Here is a 17,725-nt window from a genome sequence, read left to right as displayed (position 1 = left end):
CCGATCCGCGAGATCACCGGCGGCCGGCGAACCGAGGAGGACGCCGGCCCCGGCCGGCACCGCCGCGTCTGTCTCCGACACCCGCAGCCGGTCCCGGACAGTCACTCCGGTGGGGTGGGGCACCACGTACGACGCTGCCAACTCTCGTACTCCGCCCACCGGTTCACCCGTGCTGAGTACGGCACCCGCGTGGGCGCCGCACGTGGGCGGGGCTGGACACGTGCGGCGCCCAGGCGGGCGAAGGGCCTGTCCGGCGGATCAGGGCCGGACAGGGCCCGGCTGCACGGGAACCGGCGTCCGTCAGGTGTCGCCGGTTCCCGTACGGGCGGGAGCGGTCAGGTCGCTCCCGGTCGGGGGGCCGACGTCAGTCGGCGATGCGCGGCAGCGCGCGCGTGCGGCCCATCTCGCCCAGCCGGACGGCGGACGGCTTGGGCAGGCGCTCGAAGGTCTCCGGGTCCCAGCCGATCAGTCCGAAGGCCGGCTTGTAGGAGCCCCACTCGTAGTTGTCGAGCGCGCTCCAGGCCAGGTAGCCCTGGATGTTGAGGCCGTCCTCCAGCGCGGACGCGACCTCGTTCAGCGCGCCGGTGTAGTAGTCGACGCGGCGGCTGTCGTCGTCGGTGGCGATGCCGTTCTCGGTCACGATCAGCGGCACGTCGTTGCCGAGGACCTCGGCGGTGTGGCGCAGCGCGTAGCCGACCGCCGAGGGGTAGTACTCCCACTGCGTGAGGGTGCGCTCGGCGTCGTCCTGCGTCGGGATGGGGCCTTCGGGGCCGATCTTGGTCCGGGTGTAGGACTGCACCCCGATCCAGTCGTCGCCGCGGGCGGCCTCGATGAAGACGTCCTCGCGGGGGTGGCGGTAGGCCGCGGTGACCTCCTCGGCGCCGGGCAGGGCCTGGTAGACCTGGTTGGCGATGGTCCAGCCGACCTTGATGTCCGGGCTGATCGCGCGGACCTGCTCGACGGCCGCGTGGTGCGCGGCGATGACGGCCTCGGTGGTCTCGTCGTCGGGGGTCGGCAGGCCGGCGGGCGGGAAGCTGTTGTCGCCCCGCTTGGCCTGGCCGGCCATCACGGCGATCATGTTCGGCTCGTTGATCGTGCAGACGTGGCTGACGCCCTCGGCGATCACCGGCGCGCAGGCCGCGACATAGCGGGCGAAGAGCTCGACCGCGCCCTCGGCGGTCCAGCCGCCGCGCGCCTCGAACCACTGCGGCACGGTGAAGTGGTGCAGGGTGATCATGGGGCGCAGGCCGCGCTCGATCGCACCCTCGACCATCCGGCGGTAGTGGGCGAGCTCGGCCCGGGAGAACCGGCCCTCGGCCGGTTCGATGCGCGCCCACTCGATGGAGAACCGGTAGTCGGTGAAGCCGAGGCCGGCCAGCGTGTCCATGTCCTCGTGCCAGCGGTGGTAGCTGTCGCAGGCGTCCAGGCTGGGCTCCTGGATGTGGGTGCCCGCGGCGTGCTCCTTGACCCACCAGTCGCTGTTGGTGTTGTTGCCCTCGATCTGGTGGGCGGCGGTGGAGGCGCCCCACAGGAAGCCTTCGGGGAACGGGACCTGGGTGTGAGTCATCGCAAACTGTCTTTCTGGTGCGTGAAGGGGTGTGGCCGGCGGGGTGCGGGGCGCGCGGCCTCGTACGTTTCGGTGGGGCGGCCGGGCCGGGTGGCTGCCCGGTTCGGCCGCCCGGGGCGGGCTACTTCATGCCTGCCGTGGCGATGCCCTGGGTGAAGTGCCGCTGGAGCGCGATGAACAGGACCACGACGGGCAGGACGACCAGCAGGGAACCGGCCATCAGCATGCCGTTGGACCCGCCCGCCTTGTTGGGGTCGGTGGCGAAGGTGGCCAGGGCGACCGGAAGGGTGTACTTGTCGGGGTCGTTGGTCGCGATGAGCGGCCAGACGAAGTTGTTCCAGGAGCCCAGGAACGTGAAGATCGAAAGTGTCGCCAGGGCGGGCTTCACCAGGGGCATCACGATCCGCCAGAAGATGTACCACTCGCCGGCGCCGTCCATCCGGGCCGCTTCCAGCAGCTCGTCCGGGATCGACTGCATGAACTGCCGCATCAGGAAGACACCGAAGGCTCCGGCGGCGAACGGCAGCACCAGACCGGCGTACGAGTCGATCAGGTGCAGCTTGCTCATCAGCACGAAGAGCGGCAGCAGCATCAGGTTGCCGGGCACCATCAGTGCGCCGAGGACCAGGCCGAAGATCTTGTTGCGGCCGGCGAAGTTCAGCTTGGCCAGGGCGTACCCGAGCATTGAGCAGAACACCAGGTTCGAGAGGGTGACCAGCACCGCCACGATCACCGAGTTCATGAAGTACAACGGCAGGTCGAGCTTGTCGAGCAGGTTCCGGAAGTTCTCCAGGGTCCACTCGGTCGGGATCCACACGGGCGGGCTGGCCGTCAGCTCCTGCTGTGTCTTGAAGGCCGAGAGCGCCATCCACAGGAACGGCGCCGACATGATCAGCAGACCGACCGAGAGCAGGACGTAGACGAGGGGGCGCCTCAGGTTGCGGGCCTTCTTCGCCTCGGGTTTCGCCTCGGACGGCCGGGTGTCCCCGGGCTTCTTCGACGGCGCCGTCGAGACGGCGCCCGGTGCACTGGTGGCGCTCATTTCGTGTTGTCCTTCAGCAGTCGGAGCTGCAGCACCGTGATGCCCATGATCACTACGAAGAGGACATACGCCATGGCACTCGCATAGCCCATGTGGAAGAAGTTGAAGCCCTCGCGGTACATGTTCAGCGAGACGGTGAGCGTGGAGTCCGAGGGGCCGCCCTGGGTCATCACGAACGGCTCCTCGAAGACATTGAGGTAGCCGATGGTGGTGATCACCGTGGCGTACAGCAGCGTGGGCCGCAGCAGGGGCACGGTGATGCCCTTGAACTCCTGCCAGAGACCGGCACCGTCCAGCCGCGCGGCCTCCCGCACCTCGGTGGGGATGGCCTGCAGACCGGCGATGAAGAGCACCATGACCGTGCCGAGGTTGCGCCAGACAGCCATCGCGATCATCGAGGGCATGGCGAGCGTCTCGGAGCCGAGGAAGTCGGGTGAGGTGAGGCCCACTTCGGAGAAGAGCCCCGCGACCAGCCCGTCGCTCGGGTCGAGCACGAACCGCCAGACGACGGCGACCGCGACGATGGTCGTGACCACCGGTGCGTAGAAGCCGACGCGGAAGAAGGTCCGCGCCCGGTCGATGCCGTTGTTCAGCAGTACGGCGACGACCAGCCCGAGAAAGATGGTCAGGGGGACACCGATCACCACGAAGTACGCCGTGTTGAACAGCGACTTCAGGAACTTCTCGTCGCTGAAGAGATTGACGTAGTTCTCGAAGCCGATGAAGTTCGCGTCCAGCGGGTGCGTGACATTGCGCAGCCCGAAGTCGGTGAAGCTCATCACCAGCGTGGCGAGGATCGGGAACGCCATGAAGACGAGGAAGAGGACGAGGAAGGGAGTGGAGAACAGCCAGCCGGCCACGTTCTGCACGCCCATCGAGTGCTTCCTGCCACCCCGGCGACCCGTGGGCCCGGTGGCCGGGGGCGTGGAGTCCCCCGGCCCGGCCTGCACCTTGGCCGACTCCGCGGCCTTTGAGGTCATGGTGCGCATGACTCCTACTTCACGAGGCCTTCGATTTGGGACTGGGCCGTCTTGAGCGCGTCCTCGGCGGACGCCTTGCCCTGGGTGACCTTCGCGATGGCCTGGTCGACCTTGTCGGTGATCTCGGTCCAGTTGGACAGCGAGGGCGAGGGCTTGGCGGTGTCCATCTGCTTCTTGAAGACCTGGAGGTCGGCGTCGGCGGCGAGGTCGCCGGAGGTCCAGGCGGAGGTGTTGGCCGGCAGGTCCTTGGTGCGCTTGTACCAGTCGGCCTGGCCCTTGGTGTCCGTCAGGTACTTGATGAACTCGGTGGCGGCGGCCTTGTGCTTGCTGTCCTTGGAGACGACCAGGGAGGAACCGCCGGCCATGGAGACCGAGGACTTGTCGGCGGGCACGTTGGCCACCGCCCACTTGCCCTTGATCTGCGGCTGACCCTCGTTCAGCAGGGTGACGTGCCAGGGGCCGCCGAAGAACATCGGGACACGGCCGTTGCCGAAGTCCTTCACCACGTCGTAGCCGGGCTGCACGGACTTGTTGGAGAGCCCCTTGTCGAAGTACGAGCCGTACTCCTTGAGCGCCTTGACGGCCTCGGGGCTGTCGATGACGACCTCGCCCTTGTCGTTGACGATCTCGCCGCCGGCCGAGTACAGGAAGGAGTAGAAGTTCTGCACCGTGTCCAGGCCGCTCGGCTGGATGGACAGGCCCCACTTGGTTCCGGCCTTCTTCTGGTAGGCCGAGGCGAGGTCCTGCATCTCCTTCCAGTTGGTCGGGGCCTTGGTGACGCCGGCCTTCTCGGCCAGGTCGGTGCGGTAGTAGAGGACGCGGGTGTCGACGTACCACGGCACGCCGTACGCCTTCCCGCCCACCTCACCCTGCTGCCAGCCGGACGGGAAGAAGTCCTTCTCGTTGAACGTCTTGGTGTCGACCGGCTCCAGTACGCCGAGCTCGGCGAACTCGCCCATGTAGCTGCCGCCCATCTGCGCCACGTCCGGCAGGGTGCCGGCGGCGGCCGCGGAGACCAGCTTCTGGTGGGCGACGTCCCAGCCGACCGGGGTCACCTTCACGGTCACGTTCGGGTTGGCCCTGGTGTACTCCTTGGCCACATCCGCGAGCTTCTCGCCCTCGGCCCCCATGGCCCAGACGGTGATCGTCTGCTTCTTGTCCGCGGCGACGTCGTCGCCACCGGAGCTGCCGCACGCGGTGACACCGAAGGTGAGCGCGGCTGCTACTGCGATACCGACCGAGACGGTTCTGGCGGTGCGGGGCATGGAGGGCTCCTCCTTGAGCATTCCGAATGTATGCGCTGCCTGTAAGCGCATACATCACTCTGCGACAGGGGTTCGGGAATCCGCAAGAGGGTGCTAGGTCACACTCGTGCAACGCGCTGGACACCTGAATGTTCAACTTGGCACGGTAAGCGCGCCGTTTGCGAAATTGGGAATGATGTGACCGATTTCGCGCGGTTGATCCAGGGGGTCGACGGTCTGCGGCGGTCGCGGGCGGGGGCGATATTGTCGTGACCATGGCTTTGTTCGCGCATGACTTCCCCTTCGATCCGGCCTACGGGCACACGCTCGACGACCTGCTGCGCGTCCCCGCCCCCGCCGCCCCGGACGACTTCGCCGCCTTCTGGCGGGCCCGGTACGAGGAGGCCCGCGAGGTCGCCACGGAACCGGAGCTCGGCCCGCCGGAGGAGGAGCGCGACGGCGTACGGATCCACGGGGTGACCTTCACCTCGGTCGGCGGGGTGCGGCTCGGCGGCTGGGTCGCGCTGCCCGTCGAGGGGGCCGCGGAGTACGGATTCGTCATCGGGCACGGCTACGGCGGCAGGCAGGAGCCGGGCCCCGACGTACCGCTGCCGCTGCCCCGGGCGGCGGCGATCCTGCCGTGCGTACGGGGCATGGGTGCGCGCGGCCTGTGGGCGGGCATTCCGGACGTGGCCGACCGCCAAGTGCTGCACGGCATCGCCTCGCGCGACACCTATGTCATCGGCGACTGTGTGGCGGACCTGTGGTGCGCGGCGTCGGCGCTGCACGAGCTGGTGCCGGAACTGGCACCGGGCCGGGGTGGCCCGCGGCTCGGGTACCTCGGCGAGAGCTTCGGCGGCGGGCTCGGCGCGCTGGCCCTGCCCTGGGACGACCGGTTCGGCGCCGCGCAGCTGACCGTGCCGACCTTCGGCAACCATCCGCTGCGGCTCACGCTGCCGTGCGGGGGGAGCGGGGAGGCGGTGCGGGGTCATCACCGGGAGCACCCCGAGGTCGTGGAGGTGCTGCGGTACTTCGACGCCGCCACGGCCGCGACGCGGCTGGAGCTGCCCACGCTGGTGGCCGCGGCGCTGTTCGACCCCTCGGTGCCGCCGCCGGGGCAGTTCGCCGTGCACAACGCGCTGGCCGGTGAGCACGAGCTGCTGGTGCTGAGCGCGGGGCACTTCGAGCACGAGGGGCTGGCGGCGGAGACGGCGGGGCTGCGGGTGGCCCGTCGGGAGTTCTTCGGGGTGCGCCTGGGGCAGTGAGGCGGGGGCGGCGGACGGGGGCGGCGGACGGGGGTGATGCGGCGGCGCGGTGGCCGGGGTCGCCGGTGGCCGCCGCGCCCTCAGGCGCCGGAGCGCTTCGACCTCCAGGCGGCAGAGGGTTTCGTCCTCACCCGCCGGACGGGCGCGATCGGCTCGTGCCCGCGCGTGCCGATCCCGTCACGCGCAGCCGCAGCTCGCGCGGTGGATCACCGATACCGGAAGCATGAGCGACACCGGTTCGCGCCCGCTGTTACCCAGGCGCTGTACCAGCAACTCGACGGCCTGCTCGCCGAGTTGGCGGATCGGCTGGCGTACGGTCGTCAGCGGCGGCCGTACGATCCGGCTGAGCGGAATCCCGTCGAAACCGGTCACCGCGATGTCCTCGGGTACGCGCACCCCGCGCCGCTCCAGCGCGCGCAGCGCGCCCACCGCCATCTGGTCGTTGGCGAACAGCACGCCCTGCGGCCATTCGGGCCCCCGGTCGAGCAACGCCTCCGCGGCCCGCGCGCCCTCGGCCTGCGTCATCAGTTCGGCCCGCAGGTCCGGTTCGTCCGGCACCGGCAGCCCGGCGTCGCGGCACGCCTCCTGGAAGCCGCGGAACCGCGCCTCGGCGTCCGGCGAGTCGGCTTCGCCCCCGACGAACGCGAGTCTGCGCAGCCCGTGGTCCTCGATCAGATGGCGGGCCAGCTCACGCTCCCCGTCGGCGTTCGCGACGACGATGTGGTCGAGGTGGTCGATCTCGCGGGGTCCGGCGAGCATCACCACCGGCAGCCGGCGCGATATCACTTCGAGGTCCTCGGTCGGCACGGTCCGCGCCAGCACGGCGAAGCCGTCGACCCGTCCCGCGACCTTCGCGACGCTCTCCGGCCCGCCCTCCGGCGAGGCGGCGATCAGCAGCGCGTAGCCGTGCCGGCGTGCCGTCCGCTCCATGCCGCGGATGATCTGGTCGGAGTAGAGCATCACCGCGTCGTCGGCGTCGCTGTCGGCCGCCGCGTCGGCCTCGGCGTCGGGATCGGCCATGTCGGGGAAGCAGAGACCCAGCACGCCGGTGGTCCGGCTGGCCAGGCCCCGGGCGTTCCCGCTGGGTACGTAGCCGAGCTGGCGGGCGGCTTCGAGGACCCGCTCGCGGGTCTGGGCGCGCACCGAATCAGGGGTGCGGTAGACCCGCGAGACCGTGGCAATGGAGACGCCCGACCGCTCGGCGACGTCGTACACCGTTGGCGCGCTCACTCGACCGACCGTCCGCTTCTTCTTCCGTACCGAAGTACCTGCTGTTGCACGTACCGACCCTCTTTTGAAAGCGCATTCACCCTAGATCGCTGGCCGCGTGACGGGCAAGACCAGCTAAAAACCGACAGGCAACCTTGCAAGATGGCCTGTGCATCTTCTACGGTGAAGTCATGCCGGAACCGACCGAAGCCAGGCCCGCGGACCCTCGCGCCGAGCCGACCGCCGAGCAATTGGCGTCGCGGCTCACCGCCACGGTCAGCCGATTGCTGCGGCGGCTGCGCACCACGTCGTCGGAGAGTCTGCTCACGCCGACCCAGCGCTCGGTGCTCGCCAGACTGGGCGGTGAGGGCCCGGCGACCACGGCCGCGCTGGCCCGCGCCGAGTACGTGCGTCCGCAGTCCATGCGGCTGACGCTCGGCGCGCTGGAGAGCCAGGGACTCGTCGAGCGGGCACCCGATCCGACGGACGGCCGGAAGTCGGTGATATCGATCACCGAGACCGGACTCGCCACGCTCGCCGCGGTCCGGGCCGCCAAGCACAACTGGCTGGCCGAGGCCATCGCCGCCGAGCTCGACGGGGCCGAACGCCGCACGGTCGCCGAGGCGGCGGAGCTGCTCGACCGACTGGTCGGGAAGTGACCGGCCGACCCTCCGGCCGGGAGCCGACCGGCCGCGAGGCGCCCGCGGCAGCGATACCCGGGGCGGTGCCGGGGTCCGCATCGGCGCGGGTGGGGACGGTGGCCTCGGTGCCGGGGTCCGCCGGAGCACCCGTACCGCCGTCCACAGGGTGTCCCGCCCCCGGATTCAGCGCCCGCCTCACCGCCCCGCTCCTCATCGGCTCCCTGCTCAACCCGCTCAACACCACGATGATCTCCACGGCCCTGGTGGCGATCGGGCACCACTTCGGCATCGGTGCCGCCGACACCGTCTGGCTGATCTCGGTCCTCTACCTCGCCAGCGCCGTCGCCCAGCCCGTGCTCGGCAAGCTCGCCGACGTCCTCGGCCCCCGCCGCGTCTTCCTCGCCGGGCTGATCGTCGTGATGGCATCCGGCCTGGTCGGCATGTTCGCGCCGGACTTCGGGTGGCTGCTGGTTTCCCGGCTGCTGCTCGGCATCGGTACGTCGGCGGCGTATCCGGCGGCCATGGCGGTACTGCGCGACGAGTCCCGGCGGATCGGCCGCGCGACCCCGCGTCCGGTCCTGGCCCGGCTCTCCTTCGCCGCGCTCGGCAGCGCCGCCGTCGGGCCCACTCTCGGCGGGCTGCTCGTCATGGCCGTCGGCTGGCGCGGCATCTTCGCCGTCAACGTGCCCGTCGCGCTCCTCGCGTTCGGGTCCGCGCTGCGCTGGATCCCGGCGGACCCGCCGCGCGGGCGCGCCGCCGACGGCAGCCTGCCGAAGCTCGACCTGGACCCGCTCGGCATCGGCCTCTTCTCGACCGCGCTCACCGTGCTGGTCGTCTTCCTGCTCGATCTCTCCCATCCCATGTGGTGGCTGCTCGCGCCGTTCGCCGCACTGACCGGCGTCCTGGTGTGGTGGCAGCTGCGCAGTCCTCGGCCCTTCATCGATGTGCGGATGCTGGCGGGCAACGGAGCGCTCGCCCGTACGTATCTGCGGCACGGTGTGAGCTATCTGCTGATCTACTGCGTGATGTACGGGTACACGCAGTGGCTGGAGGAGGTACGGGGCTACTCCTCCGGGCACACCGGACTGCTGATGCTGCCGATGTCGCTCGCCGCGCTGGTCTGTTCGCTGCTCGGCGCCCGTACGAAGGGGATCCGCGGTCCGCTCGCCCTGGCCTGTGTGCTGCTCACCGTCGGCGCCGGGGTGCTGGCGTTCTTCTCCGGCTCCACCCCGCTCGGCGTACTGCTGCTCGCCGGAGCCTGCTTCGGCATACCGCAGGGGCTGATCGGTACGAGCAACCAGGCTGCCGTCCAGTCGTACGCCCCGCCCGAGAACATCGGCTCCGCCGCCGGACTCCAGCGCACCGCCCAGTACATCGGGGCCATCACCGCGTCCAGCCTGATCGCCCTCGCCTACGGGCGGTCGGCGAGCAACGGCGGGCTCCACCTCATGGCGGCGGTCTCCGTCGTCCTCGGCCTGCTGCTGATCGTCCTGACCGTCACCGACCGCGCCCTGCGCACCCGTATCTGAACGGTTTCCACCCCCGAGTCACAGGAGCTCCACCATGACCGCCACCACTCTGGACCCGAAGACCGCCCTGGTCGTCGTCGACCTCCAGAACGGCATCGTCAGCCGGCCCACCGTCCACCCCGTCGCCGATGTCGTCGCGAACGCCGCGACCCTCGCCGACGCCTTCCGCGCCAAGGACCTCCCGGTCGTCCTGGTCCGCGTCACCGGCGGTGCCCCCGGCCGCAACGAGGCGCCGGCGCAGTCCGGCGGCCGGCCGCCGGCCGACTGGGCGGACATCGTGCCCGAGCTCGGCCCGCGCGAGGACGACATCGTCGTCACCAAGCAGAACTGGGGTGCCTTCCACGGCACCGACCTCGACCTCCAGCTGCGCCGCCGAGGCGTCACCCAGATCGTCGTCGCGGGCGTCGCGACCAGCATCGGCGTCGAGTCCACCGCCCGTTTCGCGCACGAGTACGGCTACCACGTGACCGTCGCCACGGACGCGGTCACCGACATGGACGCCGACACCCACCGCAACAGCGTCGAGAGGATCTTCCCGCGCCTCGGTGAGACGGACACCACCGAGGCGATCGTCAAGCTGCTCGGCTGAGCCTCACGCCCGGTCCCCCCGCCGCCGGATCTTGTTCCCCAGCCACACCAGTGGGTCGTACTTCCGGTCCACGGCCCGCTCCTTCAGCGGGATCAGCGCGTTGTCGGTGATCCTGATGTGTTCGGGGCACACCTCCGTGCAGCACTTCGTGATGTTGCAGTACCCCAGCCCGTGCTCCTCCTGGGCCGTCGCCTTCCGGTCGAGTCCCTCCTCGGCGGCGGCGTCCAGGGGGTGCATGTCCAGCTCGGCGACGCGCATCAGGAAGCGTGGGCCGGCGAACGTCGACTTGTTCTCCTCGTGGTCGCGCACCACATGACAGGTGTCCTGGCACAGGAAGCACTCGATGCACTTGCGGAACTCCTGCGAGCGGTCCACATCGACCTGCTGCATGCGGTAGTCGCCCGCCTTCACCCCCTGCGGAGGCACGAAGGCGGGCACCTCCCGTGCCTTGGCGTAGTTGAACGACACATCCGTCACCAGGTCGCGGACGACCGGGAAGGCCCGCAGCGGGGTGACGGTGATCGTCTCCTCGCGGCCGAACACCGACATGCGCGTCATGCACATCAGCCGGGGCCTGCCGTTGATCTCCGCGCTGCACGAACCGCACTTGCCCGCCTTGCAGTTCCAGCGCACCGCGAGATCGCCCGCCCGGGTGGACTGGATCCGGTGGATGATGTCGAGGACGACCTCGCCGTCGTTCACCTCGACCTCGAAGTCCTCCAGACCACCGCCGTCCCCGTCCCCCCGCCACACCCTGAACCGCGCGTTGTAGTCGTTCACTCGTACAGCTCCTCTTCGGCCAGGTACTTGACCAGCTCCTCCTTCTCGAAGAGGGAGAGCAGGTCCGGACGGATGGGTTCGGTCGTCTTCCGTACGAGTGCGATCCGGCCGCCCGAGGCCTCTTCGGCGGTCTCGTCGGCCAGCCGGCACAGCAGATTGGCCGGGCGCCAGGAGCGCTCCATCGCCGGACAGTCCTCGCGGGTGTGGCCGCCCCGGCTCTCCGTACGCTCCAGCGCGGCGCGGGCGACGCACTCGCTGACCAGCAGCATGTTCCGCAGGTCCAGGGCGAGGTGCCAGCCGGGGTTGAACTGCCGGTGCCCCTCCACACCGGCGCGCCGTGCCCGTACCCGCAGCGCGGCCAGTTTCTCCAGGGCCTGTTCCATCTCGGGCGCCCGGCGGATGATGCCGACCAGGTCGTTCATCGTCTGCTGGAGCTCCTGGTGGAGGGTGTACGGATTCTCCGCGGGCTCCTCGGCCGTGCCGTGCTCCCCGGCGCCGAACGGGCGCAGGGCCTCCGCCGCCGCCGCGTCGATCTGCGCGCTGTCCACCACCGGCGGGGTGGAGACCGCGGTCGCGTACTCGGCGGCGTGCAGTCCGGCCCGCCGTCCGAAGACCAGCAGGTCGGAGAGGGAGTTCCCACCGAGCCGGTTGGAGCCGTGCATACCGCCCGCGACCTCGCCCGCCGCGTACAGACCGGCCACGGCCACGGCCGCCGCGGTGTCGGAGTCGACGGCGATCCCGCCCATCACGTAGTGACAGGTCGGGCCGACCTCCATCGCCTCCGCCGTGATGTCGACGTCCGCCAGCTCCTTGAACTGGTGGTGCATCGAGGGCAGCCGGCGCCGGATCGTCTCCGCGGGCATCCGGGTCGACACGTCCAGGAACACCCCGCCGTGCGGCGAACCCCGGCCCGCCTTCACCTCGGAGTTGATGGCACGGGCGACCTCGTCGCGCGGCAGCAGCTCGGGCGGGCGGCGGTTGTGGTCCGGGTCCTCGTACCAGCGGTCGCCCTCCTCCTCGGACTGCGCGTACTTCTCCTTGAACACATCGGGGACGTAGTCGAACATGAACCGCTTGCCCTCGGAGTTGCGCAGCACCCCGCCGTCCCCGCGCACCGACTCGGTGACGAGGATGCCCTTGACCGACGGCGGCCAGACCATGCCGGTCGGATGGAACTGCACGAACTCCATGTTCAGCAGCGGTGCGCCCGCCAGCAGGGCGAGGGCATGGCCGTCGCCGGTGTACTCCCAGGAGTTCGACGTCACCTTGAAGGACTTGCCGATGCCGCCGGTGGCGAGGATCACCGCGGGCGCTTCGAGCACGAAGAAACGGCCGGTCTCGCGCTCGTAGCAGAAGGTGCCCGACACGCGATTCCCGTCCTTCAGGATCCGGGTCACCGTGCACTCCTGGAAGACCTTCAACCGGGCTTCGTAGTCACCGGTCTCGCGTCGGTCCTCCTGCTGGAGCGAGACGATCCTCTGCTGGAGGGTGCGGATCAGTTCGAGGCCGGTACGGTCCCCGACATGCGCCAGGCGCGGATACTCATGGCCGCCGAAGTTGCGCTGGGAGATCTTTCCCTCCGGCGTGCGGTCGAAGAGCGCGCCCCAGGTCTCCAGCTCCCACACCCGGTCGGGAGCCTCCTTGGCGTGCAGCTCCGCCATCCGCCACTGATTGAGGAACTTCCCGCCGCGCATGGTGTCGCGGAAGTGCACCTGCCAGTTGTCCCCGGCGTTCACATTGCCCATGGACGCGGCGATGCCGCCCTCCGCCATGACCGTGTGCGCCTTGCCGAAGAGCGATTTGCAGATGACCGCGGTACGGGCCCCGCGCTCCCGCGCCTCGATGGCGGCGCGCAGCCCGGCGCCTCCGGCCCCGACCACGACGACGTCCCACTGCTGCCGTTCGAGCTCAGTCATTCAGAAAAACCTCGGATCGTCGAAGGCGCCGGAGGCGACGAGATACACGTAGAAGTCGGCCAGGGCCACGCTGATCAGCGAGGCCCAGGCGAGGAGCATGTGCCGGGCGTTGAGCCGCCCCACCCAGCCCCACAGCCGGTAGCGCACGGGATGCCTGGAGAAGTGCCGCAGCCGGCCGCCGATGATGTGCCGGCAGGAGTGGCAGGAAAGGGTGTACGCCCAGATCAGGGTGATGTTGGCCAGGAAGATCAGCGAGCCGAGACCCATGTGCCCCCAGGCGTAGTGCTCGTCGCGGAAGGAGAGCACGGTGTCGTACGTGAGGATCCCGGCGACCGGCACCGCGGCGTAGAAGAAGTACCGGTGGATGTTCTGCATGATCAGCGGGAAACGGGTCTCGCCGCTGTACTTCGTGTGCGGCTCGGCGACCGCGCAGGCCGGGGGCGACGCCCAGAAGCCCCGGTAGTAGGCCTTGCGGTAGTAGTAGCAGGTCAGCCGGAAGCCCAGTGGGAAGACCAGGATCAGCAGGGCGGGGGAGAGGCCCCACCAGCTGCCGAACAGCTCCCAGTTCGGGCCGTGCCGCATCGGGGCGCAGTTCTCCGCCAGGCAGGGCGAGTAGAACGGTGACACATAGGGGGCGGCGTAGTAGTCCGCGTTCGAGAAGGCCCGCCACGTCGAGTAGACGATGAAGGCGAGGAGCCCGCCCGCCGTCGCCGCGGGCGCCGCCCACCAGCGGTCGGTGCGCAGATGGCGGGCGGCGATGGCGGCACGGGACGCGTGGTGGACGCCCGAGCTCCGCGTCGCCCGCGCACGCGGCCGAGGCGGTTCTGTACCTGGTGCTGTTCCTGATTCCGTACCGGTGGCCAAGGAACTCTCCTAGGGGGCGTGCCGGCCCCGGACGCCCAGACCTTCGTCGTCCGAGTCCGTCCACAGGGTGGCGTCGTACGGCGCTTCGCTGATCGTGATGACGCCGTCGACGGGTCCGCCGGGCTCGGCGGAGCCGAGCGGCGTCGCTCCGGCTTCCGTCCCGCGCAGCCGCGCGATGCTCCGCTCCAGCCGGTCGACGGTGCGGACGAGGTCGTCGAGGCGGTGCTGAACCGCCGTCAGTTCTTCGTGCAGTGACATGACTTGCTCTCACTTCCGCGGTCGCGGGCGGTCATGTTCATGCGCCTGAGAGTGTCGCGCGTCACACCCGCGTTGTGAAGAGTGCGGACCTTCCCGGTCTCGCGGGGTGTTCCGCCGCCCGGGTGAGGTTCGTGGCCGCTGCGCCGTGTCTGCGCCGCGGCTCGCGCGGGGGCGCTTTCAGTGGACGGACGAAACCAGTGTGATCAGCTACATATGACACCAAGAATGCAGAATCCGACCCATTCCGGTGCGGATGGGCCGGTCCGGCCCCGGAGGTATCAGCCATGTCCCACGTCGGCGTCCCGCGGGGGACGGCCCGAAAGCGCCGCTCGCTCGCGCTCCTCACGACGGGTGTGCTGACGCTCCCCGTGCTGGCGGGCTGCAGCTCCGACGACGGCGGCACGGCGGGCGCCGTCGTCCCCCAGGACATCGCGGTCGCGGGCCGGGACCTGGTCGCCCAGGGGGGCACGGTCAACTGGGCGATCGACACCGTGCCCACCACGCTCAACGCCTTCCAGGCCGACGCCGACAGCGCCACCACCCGGATCACCGGTGCCCTGCTGCCGACGCTCTTCCCCCTGGACGCCAAGGGCAGGCCGCAGCTGAATCCGGACTATCTGGAGTCCGCGAAGGTGGTCGAGCGCGAACCCAGGCAGGTGGTGCTCTACCGGCTCAACCAGCAGGCGGTGTGGAGCGACGGACGGGACATCGGGGCGGCCGACTTCGTCGCCCAGTGGCGGGCGCTGAGCGGCAAGGACTCGGCGTACTGGACCGCCCGCAACGCCGGCTACGAGCGGATCGAGAAGATCGAGCGGGGCGCCGACGACCTGGAGGTCCGGGTCACCTTCGCCAAGCCGTACGCGGACTGGCGCTCGCTCTTCTCCCCGCTGTATCCGAAGGAGGTGACCGGCTCCCCGAACTCCTTCAACGACGGCGCGCGCACCACCCTCAAGGCCACCGCGGGACCGTTCCGGCTGGGCGGCGTGGACACGAAGGCGGGCGAGGTCACCCTGGTCCGCAATCCGCGCTGGTGGGGCGCGACCGCCAAGCTCGACAAGCTGGTCTTCCGGGCCGTCAAGCCGCAGGACCGTGCCCAGGCGCTGACCGAGGGGAAGGTCGACGTCGCCGATGTCGACGCCGCCGCGGCGCACCGGATCGTGCAGGCGGGCCGCGACAGCGGCGGGAACGGGCAGCCGCTCGCCCAGGGCCCCGGCTCCGGGGTCGGCCCGGCCGCCGCACTGCGCTCCTGGGCCGTGGCACACGGCTCGAACGAGGAGGAGGCGGCCGCGGCGCAGGCGGCCAGGGAGAAGGTCAGGGCGGCGGCCGAGGCCTACACCGCCGAGCAGGGCACGCTGCGCTCGTACGTGGTCCGCAAGTCGTTGGAGCCCGCCTACACCCAGCTCGCGCTGAACGGCGAGTCCGGGCCGCTGGCCGACGACCGGGTGCGCCGGGCGGTCGCCCGCGCCCTGAACCGCCAGGAGCTCGTCGACACCGTGCTCAAACCGCTCGGCCTGCCCGCCGCGCCGCTGGGCAGCCACCTGGCCCTGGCCGGACAGCCCGCGTACAAGGACAGCAGCGGCGCGCTCGGCGGCCAGGACACCGAGGAGGCGCGGGCGCTGCTGGCCGAAGCGGGCTGGACGCGGGAGGGCGCGGTCAAGAAGCCGGACGGCACCAAGGCGGGCAGCGAGGCCGGGAAGAAGGGCGCGAAGGACAAGGAGACCTCCGCCGGGAAGGACGACAAGCCGACTGCCTCCGAGAAGGCCGGCCCGCCCGGCAGCGAGCCCGGCACCGAGGGCGACGACAACAAGCCCGGCACCGGCACCGGAGGCACCGGGAGCGACGACGGCAAGGCCGACAACGCCGCCCACAGGCGCGAGCCCGCCGCCGACGACGGCCTGTACATCGTGGGCGACGACAACAAGCCCGGTGACGGCGACAGGGCGGGGAACGCCCTCCAGATCCTCGCCCCCGCGCCCGCCGCCGCGTTCCACAGCGCCGCTCTGCGGCGCCAGGCCGGACACCTGGCCGGGGCCGGCACCTCCGAGGGCACTGTCTCCGAGGTCACCGCCCAGGACAAGCGGCCGGGCGGCGCCACCGGTGCGTACGCCCCCGCGGGAACCGCGGCTCCCGCCCACGCCGCCGAGGCGCGCCGCGGCCCGCTCGGCAAGGACGGCAAGCCGCTGAACCTGCGCTTCGTCCTGCCGTCGGGACCGGGGTCGGAGCCGCTGCGCGCGGTCGGGCAGCGGATCTCGGCGATGCTCGACTCGATCGGCATCGGCACGTCGGTCACCAAGGTCTCCGACGACAGCTACTTCCAGGACCACATCGCCTCCGGCGACTACGACCTGGCGCTGTACTCCTGGCCCGCCACCGCCTACCCGGCCACCGACGACCGCCCGATCTTCGCCAAGCCGGTGCCCGCCACCGACGGCTCGCTGCTGGTCGAGCAGAACTACACCCGCGTCGGTACGGACCACATCGACCAGCTCTTCGACCAGGCGGCCTCGGAGCTCGACGAGGGGGCCGCCCAGGACCTGATGAAGCAGGCGGACGCCCGTATCTGGGCCGCGGCAGGATCGATTCCGCTCTATCAGCGTCCGCAGCTCGTCGCGACGAGCAGAAAGCTGGCGAACGTCGGCGCCTTCGGTTTCGGGGCACCCCACTACCAGGACATCGGTTTCAAGAAGCCGCAGGCCGCCGGAGCTCCGGCAAACAAGAAGAAGTAGCAGGTCGGAGCGGAATCGGAAGCTCAGAACTGGCTCAAGTTCCTTGCCCGCCGGAGCCCCGGCGGGCAAGGTCGTGGGTACCTGCTGACCCGGGTAGCCGCTCTCTCCCCCCACCTCTGAGCCCCCACACCGGAGCCCCGACTCCGGACCCCACCTCAGAGCCCCGCTGCTTCGGAGTGCCACGTCTGAAGTTGCTCAGGTCCCGAGTCCAGGCCGCCCGCCCGGGGGACCATCGCCGTGACCGCCGGTGAAATTCACCGCACGTCATGACCACGGGGGCGGAAACATGAAGCGGACACGGACTGTCGCCACTACAGCCGCGTTGCTCGTCGTGGGACTCCTCGCCGGTGTGAGCGGCTGCACATCGGCATCGAGCGACGCGACCACCCGCGAGAAGCCGCGGCCGGCCGGTTCGACGACAGCCGGGCGGACCGGCGCGGGCAGCATCCCCGTATCGGATGCACGGGCTTGCCAGGACGGTACGTACACCTGGTTCAACACACAGCGACTGTCGGTGCTCAACGGGGTCACGGAGGCCCAGCACCTCACCACCACCAAGACCGTCAGGTTCACCCGGCCGATGCTCCGCCTGCGTACGGACATGGCGTCCCTGAGGACCGAGGGGCCCGCTCCGAGCTCGGACGTCGTACTCGGTGCGCTCGCCGTTCACATCGGTCTGGCGGACCGGGGGAACCCGGACGGCGCGGGGCTGGACAAGCCGGGGGAGTACGCGTCGCTCGACACCGGGGCCGGTGCGTTCAGCGGGCCCGCCGACCACTATGTGTCGTACAGCTCGTTCCAGCTGATCGAGACCGATTTCCGTTACTCCTGCGGGCACGGTCGGCGAGGGGAGCCGACCGTCGGCCACGTGGTGACCGCCACCGCTCCGGTCGGTGGAATCCTCCGCTGCGAGGAGCCCCTTTCCGGGCGGGCATCGGCGGCGGTCCGTGAAGCCGTGCGCCTGTCCTGCGGCCGGTAGGAATTGCCGGGGAAGCCGCCACGGCGCCAGCCCCGTACCATGGTGGGTAGCCGTGGCGCGTCCGCCCGGCGGGCGTACGAGGACCCGAGACCGACTGAGACGCCTGATCCCACGACCCGAGAGAAGCGCTAGCCAC

General features: G+C 70.4%; 15 protein-coding genes. 6 read left to right on the top strand and 9 right to left on the bottom strand.

Going from position 1 to position 17,725, the window contains the following annotated elements:
• Positions 1–364: 364 nt before the first annotated feature.
• The 4 genes from ACZ68L_RS07080 to ACZ68L_RS07065 form a co-directional block, all read right to left on the bottom strand.
• Positions 365–1,567, bottom strand: a complete 1,203-nt coding sequence (locus ACZ68L_RS07080) for a glycoside hydrolase family 1 protein (RefSeq protein ID WP_469574812.1) — start codon at positions 1,565–1,567, stop codon at positions 365–367.
• A 121-nt stretch (positions 1,568–1,688) separates the two neighbouring features.
• The gene (locus ACZ68L_RS07075; protein WP_469574810.1) at positions 1,689–2,609 is read right to left on the bottom strand and encodes a carbohydrate ABC transporter permease; all 921 of its coding nucleotides are present in this window, start codon (positions 2,607–2,609) and stop codon (positions 1,689–1,691) included.
• Complete coding sequence (locus tag ACZ68L_RS07070) at positions 2,606–3,598, bottom strand: carbohydrate ABC transporter permease (RefSeq protein WP_469574808.1); 993 nt, start codon at positions 3,596–3,598, stop codon at positions 2,606–2,608. The genes ACZ68L_RS07075 and ACZ68L_RS07070 overlap by 4 nt, the downstream gene beginning before the upstream one ends.
• A 5-nt stretch (positions 3,599–3,603) precedes the next feature.
• A complete protein-coding gene (locus tag ACZ68L_RS07065) occupies positions 3,604–4,854 on the bottom strand; it encodes a sugar ABC transporter substrate-binding protein (RefSeq protein ID WP_469574807.1) in 1,251 nt (416 codons plus the stop codon).
• Positions 4,855–5,108: 254 nt separating this feature from the next.
• On the opposite strand from ACZ68L_RS07065, the gene ACZ68L_RS07060 reads away from it, so the two are divergent.
• Positions 5,109–6,098, top strand: coding sequence for an acetylxylan esterase (locus ACZ68L_RS07060; RefSeq protein WP_469574805.1), 990 nt, complete (start codon positions 5,109–5,111; stop codon positions 6,096–6,098).
• Between the two features lie 177 nt (positions 6,099–6,275).
• Here the strand turns inward: ACZ68L_RS07060 and ACZ68L_RS07055 are convergent, their stop codons facing one another.
• Entirely contained in the window at positions 6,276–7,328 is a 1,053-nt protein-coding gene (locus ACZ68L_RS07055; protein ID WP_469574801.1) for a LacI family DNA-binding transcriptional regulator, read from the bottom strand.
• Positions 7,329–7,498: 170 nt separating this feature from the next.
• Here ACZ68L_RS07055 and ACZ68L_RS07050 point away from each other — a divergent pair, with 170 nt between their 5' ends.
• From ACZ68L_RS07050 to ACZ68L_RS07040, 3 genes are all read left to right on the top strand, one after another.
• Positions 7,499–7,966, top strand: a complete 468-nt coding sequence (locus ACZ68L_RS07050; protein ID WP_469574800.1) for a MarR family winged helix-turn-helix transcriptional regulator — start codon at positions 7,499–7,501, stop codon at positions 7,964–7,966.
• A 107-nt stretch (positions 7,967–8,073) separates the two neighbouring features.
• Positions 8,074–9,477: an MFS transporter gene (locus ACZ68L_RS07045; RefSeq protein WP_469574798.1), complete on the top strand. Its 1,404-nt coding sequence runs from the start codon at positions 8,074–8,076 to the stop codon at positions 9,475–9,477.
• A 34-nt stretch (positions 9,478–9,511) separates the two neighbouring features.
• The gene (locus ACZ68L_RS07040) at positions 9,512–10,066 is read left to right on the top strand and encodes an isochorismatase family protein (protein ID WP_469574795.1); all 555 of its coding nucleotides are present in this window, start codon (positions 9,512–9,514) and stop codon (positions 10,064–10,066) included.
• Between the two features lie 3 nt (positions 10,067–10,069).
• On the opposite strand, the gene ACZ68L_RS07035 is transcribed toward ACZ68L_RS07040, so the two are convergent.
• Genes ACZ68L_RS07035 through ACZ68L_RS07020 form a run of 4 tightly spaced genes read right to left on the bottom strand, consistent with a single transcriptional unit; the run spans position 10,070 to position 13,884 of the window.
• On the bottom strand, positions 10,070–10,846 hold the full coding sequence (locus ACZ68L_RS07035; protein ID WP_469574793.1) for a succinate dehydrogenase/fumarate reductase iron-sulfur subunit: 777 nt from the start codon (positions 10,844–10,846) through the stop codon (positions 10,070–10,072).
• Entirely contained in the window at positions 10,843–12,762 is a 1,920-nt protein-coding gene (locus ACZ68L_RS07030) for a fumarate reductase/succinate dehydrogenase flavoprotein subunit (RefSeq protein WP_469574790.1), read from the bottom strand. Before ACZ68L_RS07030 ends, ACZ68L_RS07035 begins: the two co-directional genes overlap by 4 nt.
• Positions 12,763–13,626 carry a hypothetical protein gene (locus ACZ68L_RS07025; protein WP_469574789.1) on the bottom strand — a complete coding sequence of 288 codons (864 nt, stop codon included), beginning with the start codon at positions 13,624–13,626 and terminating at the stop codon, positions 12,763–12,765.
• A 9-nt stretch (positions 13,627–13,635) separates the two neighbouring features.
• On the bottom strand, positions 13,636–13,884 hold the full coding sequence (locus ACZ68L_RS07020; protein ID WP_469574788.1) for a hypothetical protein: 249 nt from the start codon (positions 13,882–13,884) through the stop codon (positions 13,636–13,638).
• A 284-nt stretch (positions 13,885–14,168) separates the two neighbouring features.
• Between ACZ68L_RS07020 and ACZ68L_RS07015 the strand changes: the two genes are divergently transcribed.
• Positions 14,169–16,610, top strand: a complete 2,442-nt coding sequence (locus ACZ68L_RS07015) for an ABC transporter family substrate-binding protein (protein WP_469574786.1) — start codon at positions 14,169–14,171, stop codon at positions 16,608–16,610.
• Between the two features lie 286 nt (positions 16,611–16,896).
• Positions 16,897–17,589 carry a hypothetical protein gene (locus tag ACZ68L_RS07010; protein ID WP_469574784.1) on the top strand — a complete coding sequence of 231 codons (693 nt, stop codon included), beginning with the start codon at positions 16,897–16,899 and terminating at the stop codon, positions 17,587–17,589.
• The last annotated feature ends 136 nt before the right edge of the window (positions 17,590–17,725 follow it).

The organism is Streptomyces sp. NPDC104309 (genome assembly GCF_055584025.1).
The sequence above is the reverse complement of the archived record's forward strand: the minus strand, read 5'-3'. Positions and strand labels throughout refer to the sequence as shown.

What these genes read in the sequence shown, in the direction of transcription:
- ACZ68L_RS07080 (WP_469574812.1), bottom strand. Translation starts at nt 1,567, where the DNA reads ATGACTCACACCCAGGTCCCGTTCCCCGAAGGCTTCCTGTGGGGCGCC.
- ACZ68L_RS07075 (WP_469574810.1), bottom strand. Translation starts at nt 2,609, where the DNA reads ATGAGCGCCACCAGTGCACCGGGCGCCGTCTCGACGGCGCCGTCGAAG.
- ACZ68L_RS07070 (WP_469574808.1), bottom strand. Translation starts at nt 3,598, where the DNA reads ATGCGCACCATGACCTCAAAGGCCGCGGAGTCGGCCAAGGTGCAGGCC.
- ACZ68L_RS07065 (WP_469574807.1), bottom strand. Translation starts at nt 4,854, where the DNA reads ATGCCCCGCACCGCCAGAACCGTCTCGGTCGGTATCGCAGTAGCAGCC.
- ACZ68L_RS07060 (WP_469574805.1), top strand. Translation starts at nt 5,109, where the DNA reads ATGGCTTTGTTCGCGCATGACTTCCCCTTCGATCCGGCCTACGGGCAC.
- ACZ68L_RS07050 (WP_469574800.1), top strand. Translation starts at nt 7,499, where the DNA reads ATGCCGGAACCGACCGAAGCCAGGCCCGCGGACCCTCGCGCCGAGCCG.
- ACZ68L_RS07040 (WP_469574795.1), top strand. Translation starts at nt 9,512, where the DNA reads ATGACCGCCACCACTCTGGACCCGAAGACCGCCCTGGTCGTCGTCGAC.
- ACZ68L_RS07030 (WP_469574790.1), bottom strand. Translation starts at nt 12,762, where the DNA reads ATGACTGAGCTCGAACGGCAGCAGTGGGACGTCGTCGTGGTCGGGGCC.
- ACZ68L_RS07020 (WP_469574788.1), bottom strand. Translation starts at nt 13,884, where the DNA reads ATGTCACTGCACGAAGAACTGACGGCGGTTCAGCACCGCCTCGACGAC.
- ACZ68L_RS07015 (WP_469574786.1), top strand. Translation starts at nt 14,169, where the DNA reads ATGTCCCACGTCGGCGTCCCGCGGGGGACGGCCCGAAAGCGCCGCTCG.
- ACZ68L_RS07010 (WP_469574784.1), top strand. Translation starts at nt 16,897, where the DNA reads ATGAAGCGGACACGGACTGTCGCCACTACAGCCGCGTTGCTCGTCGTG.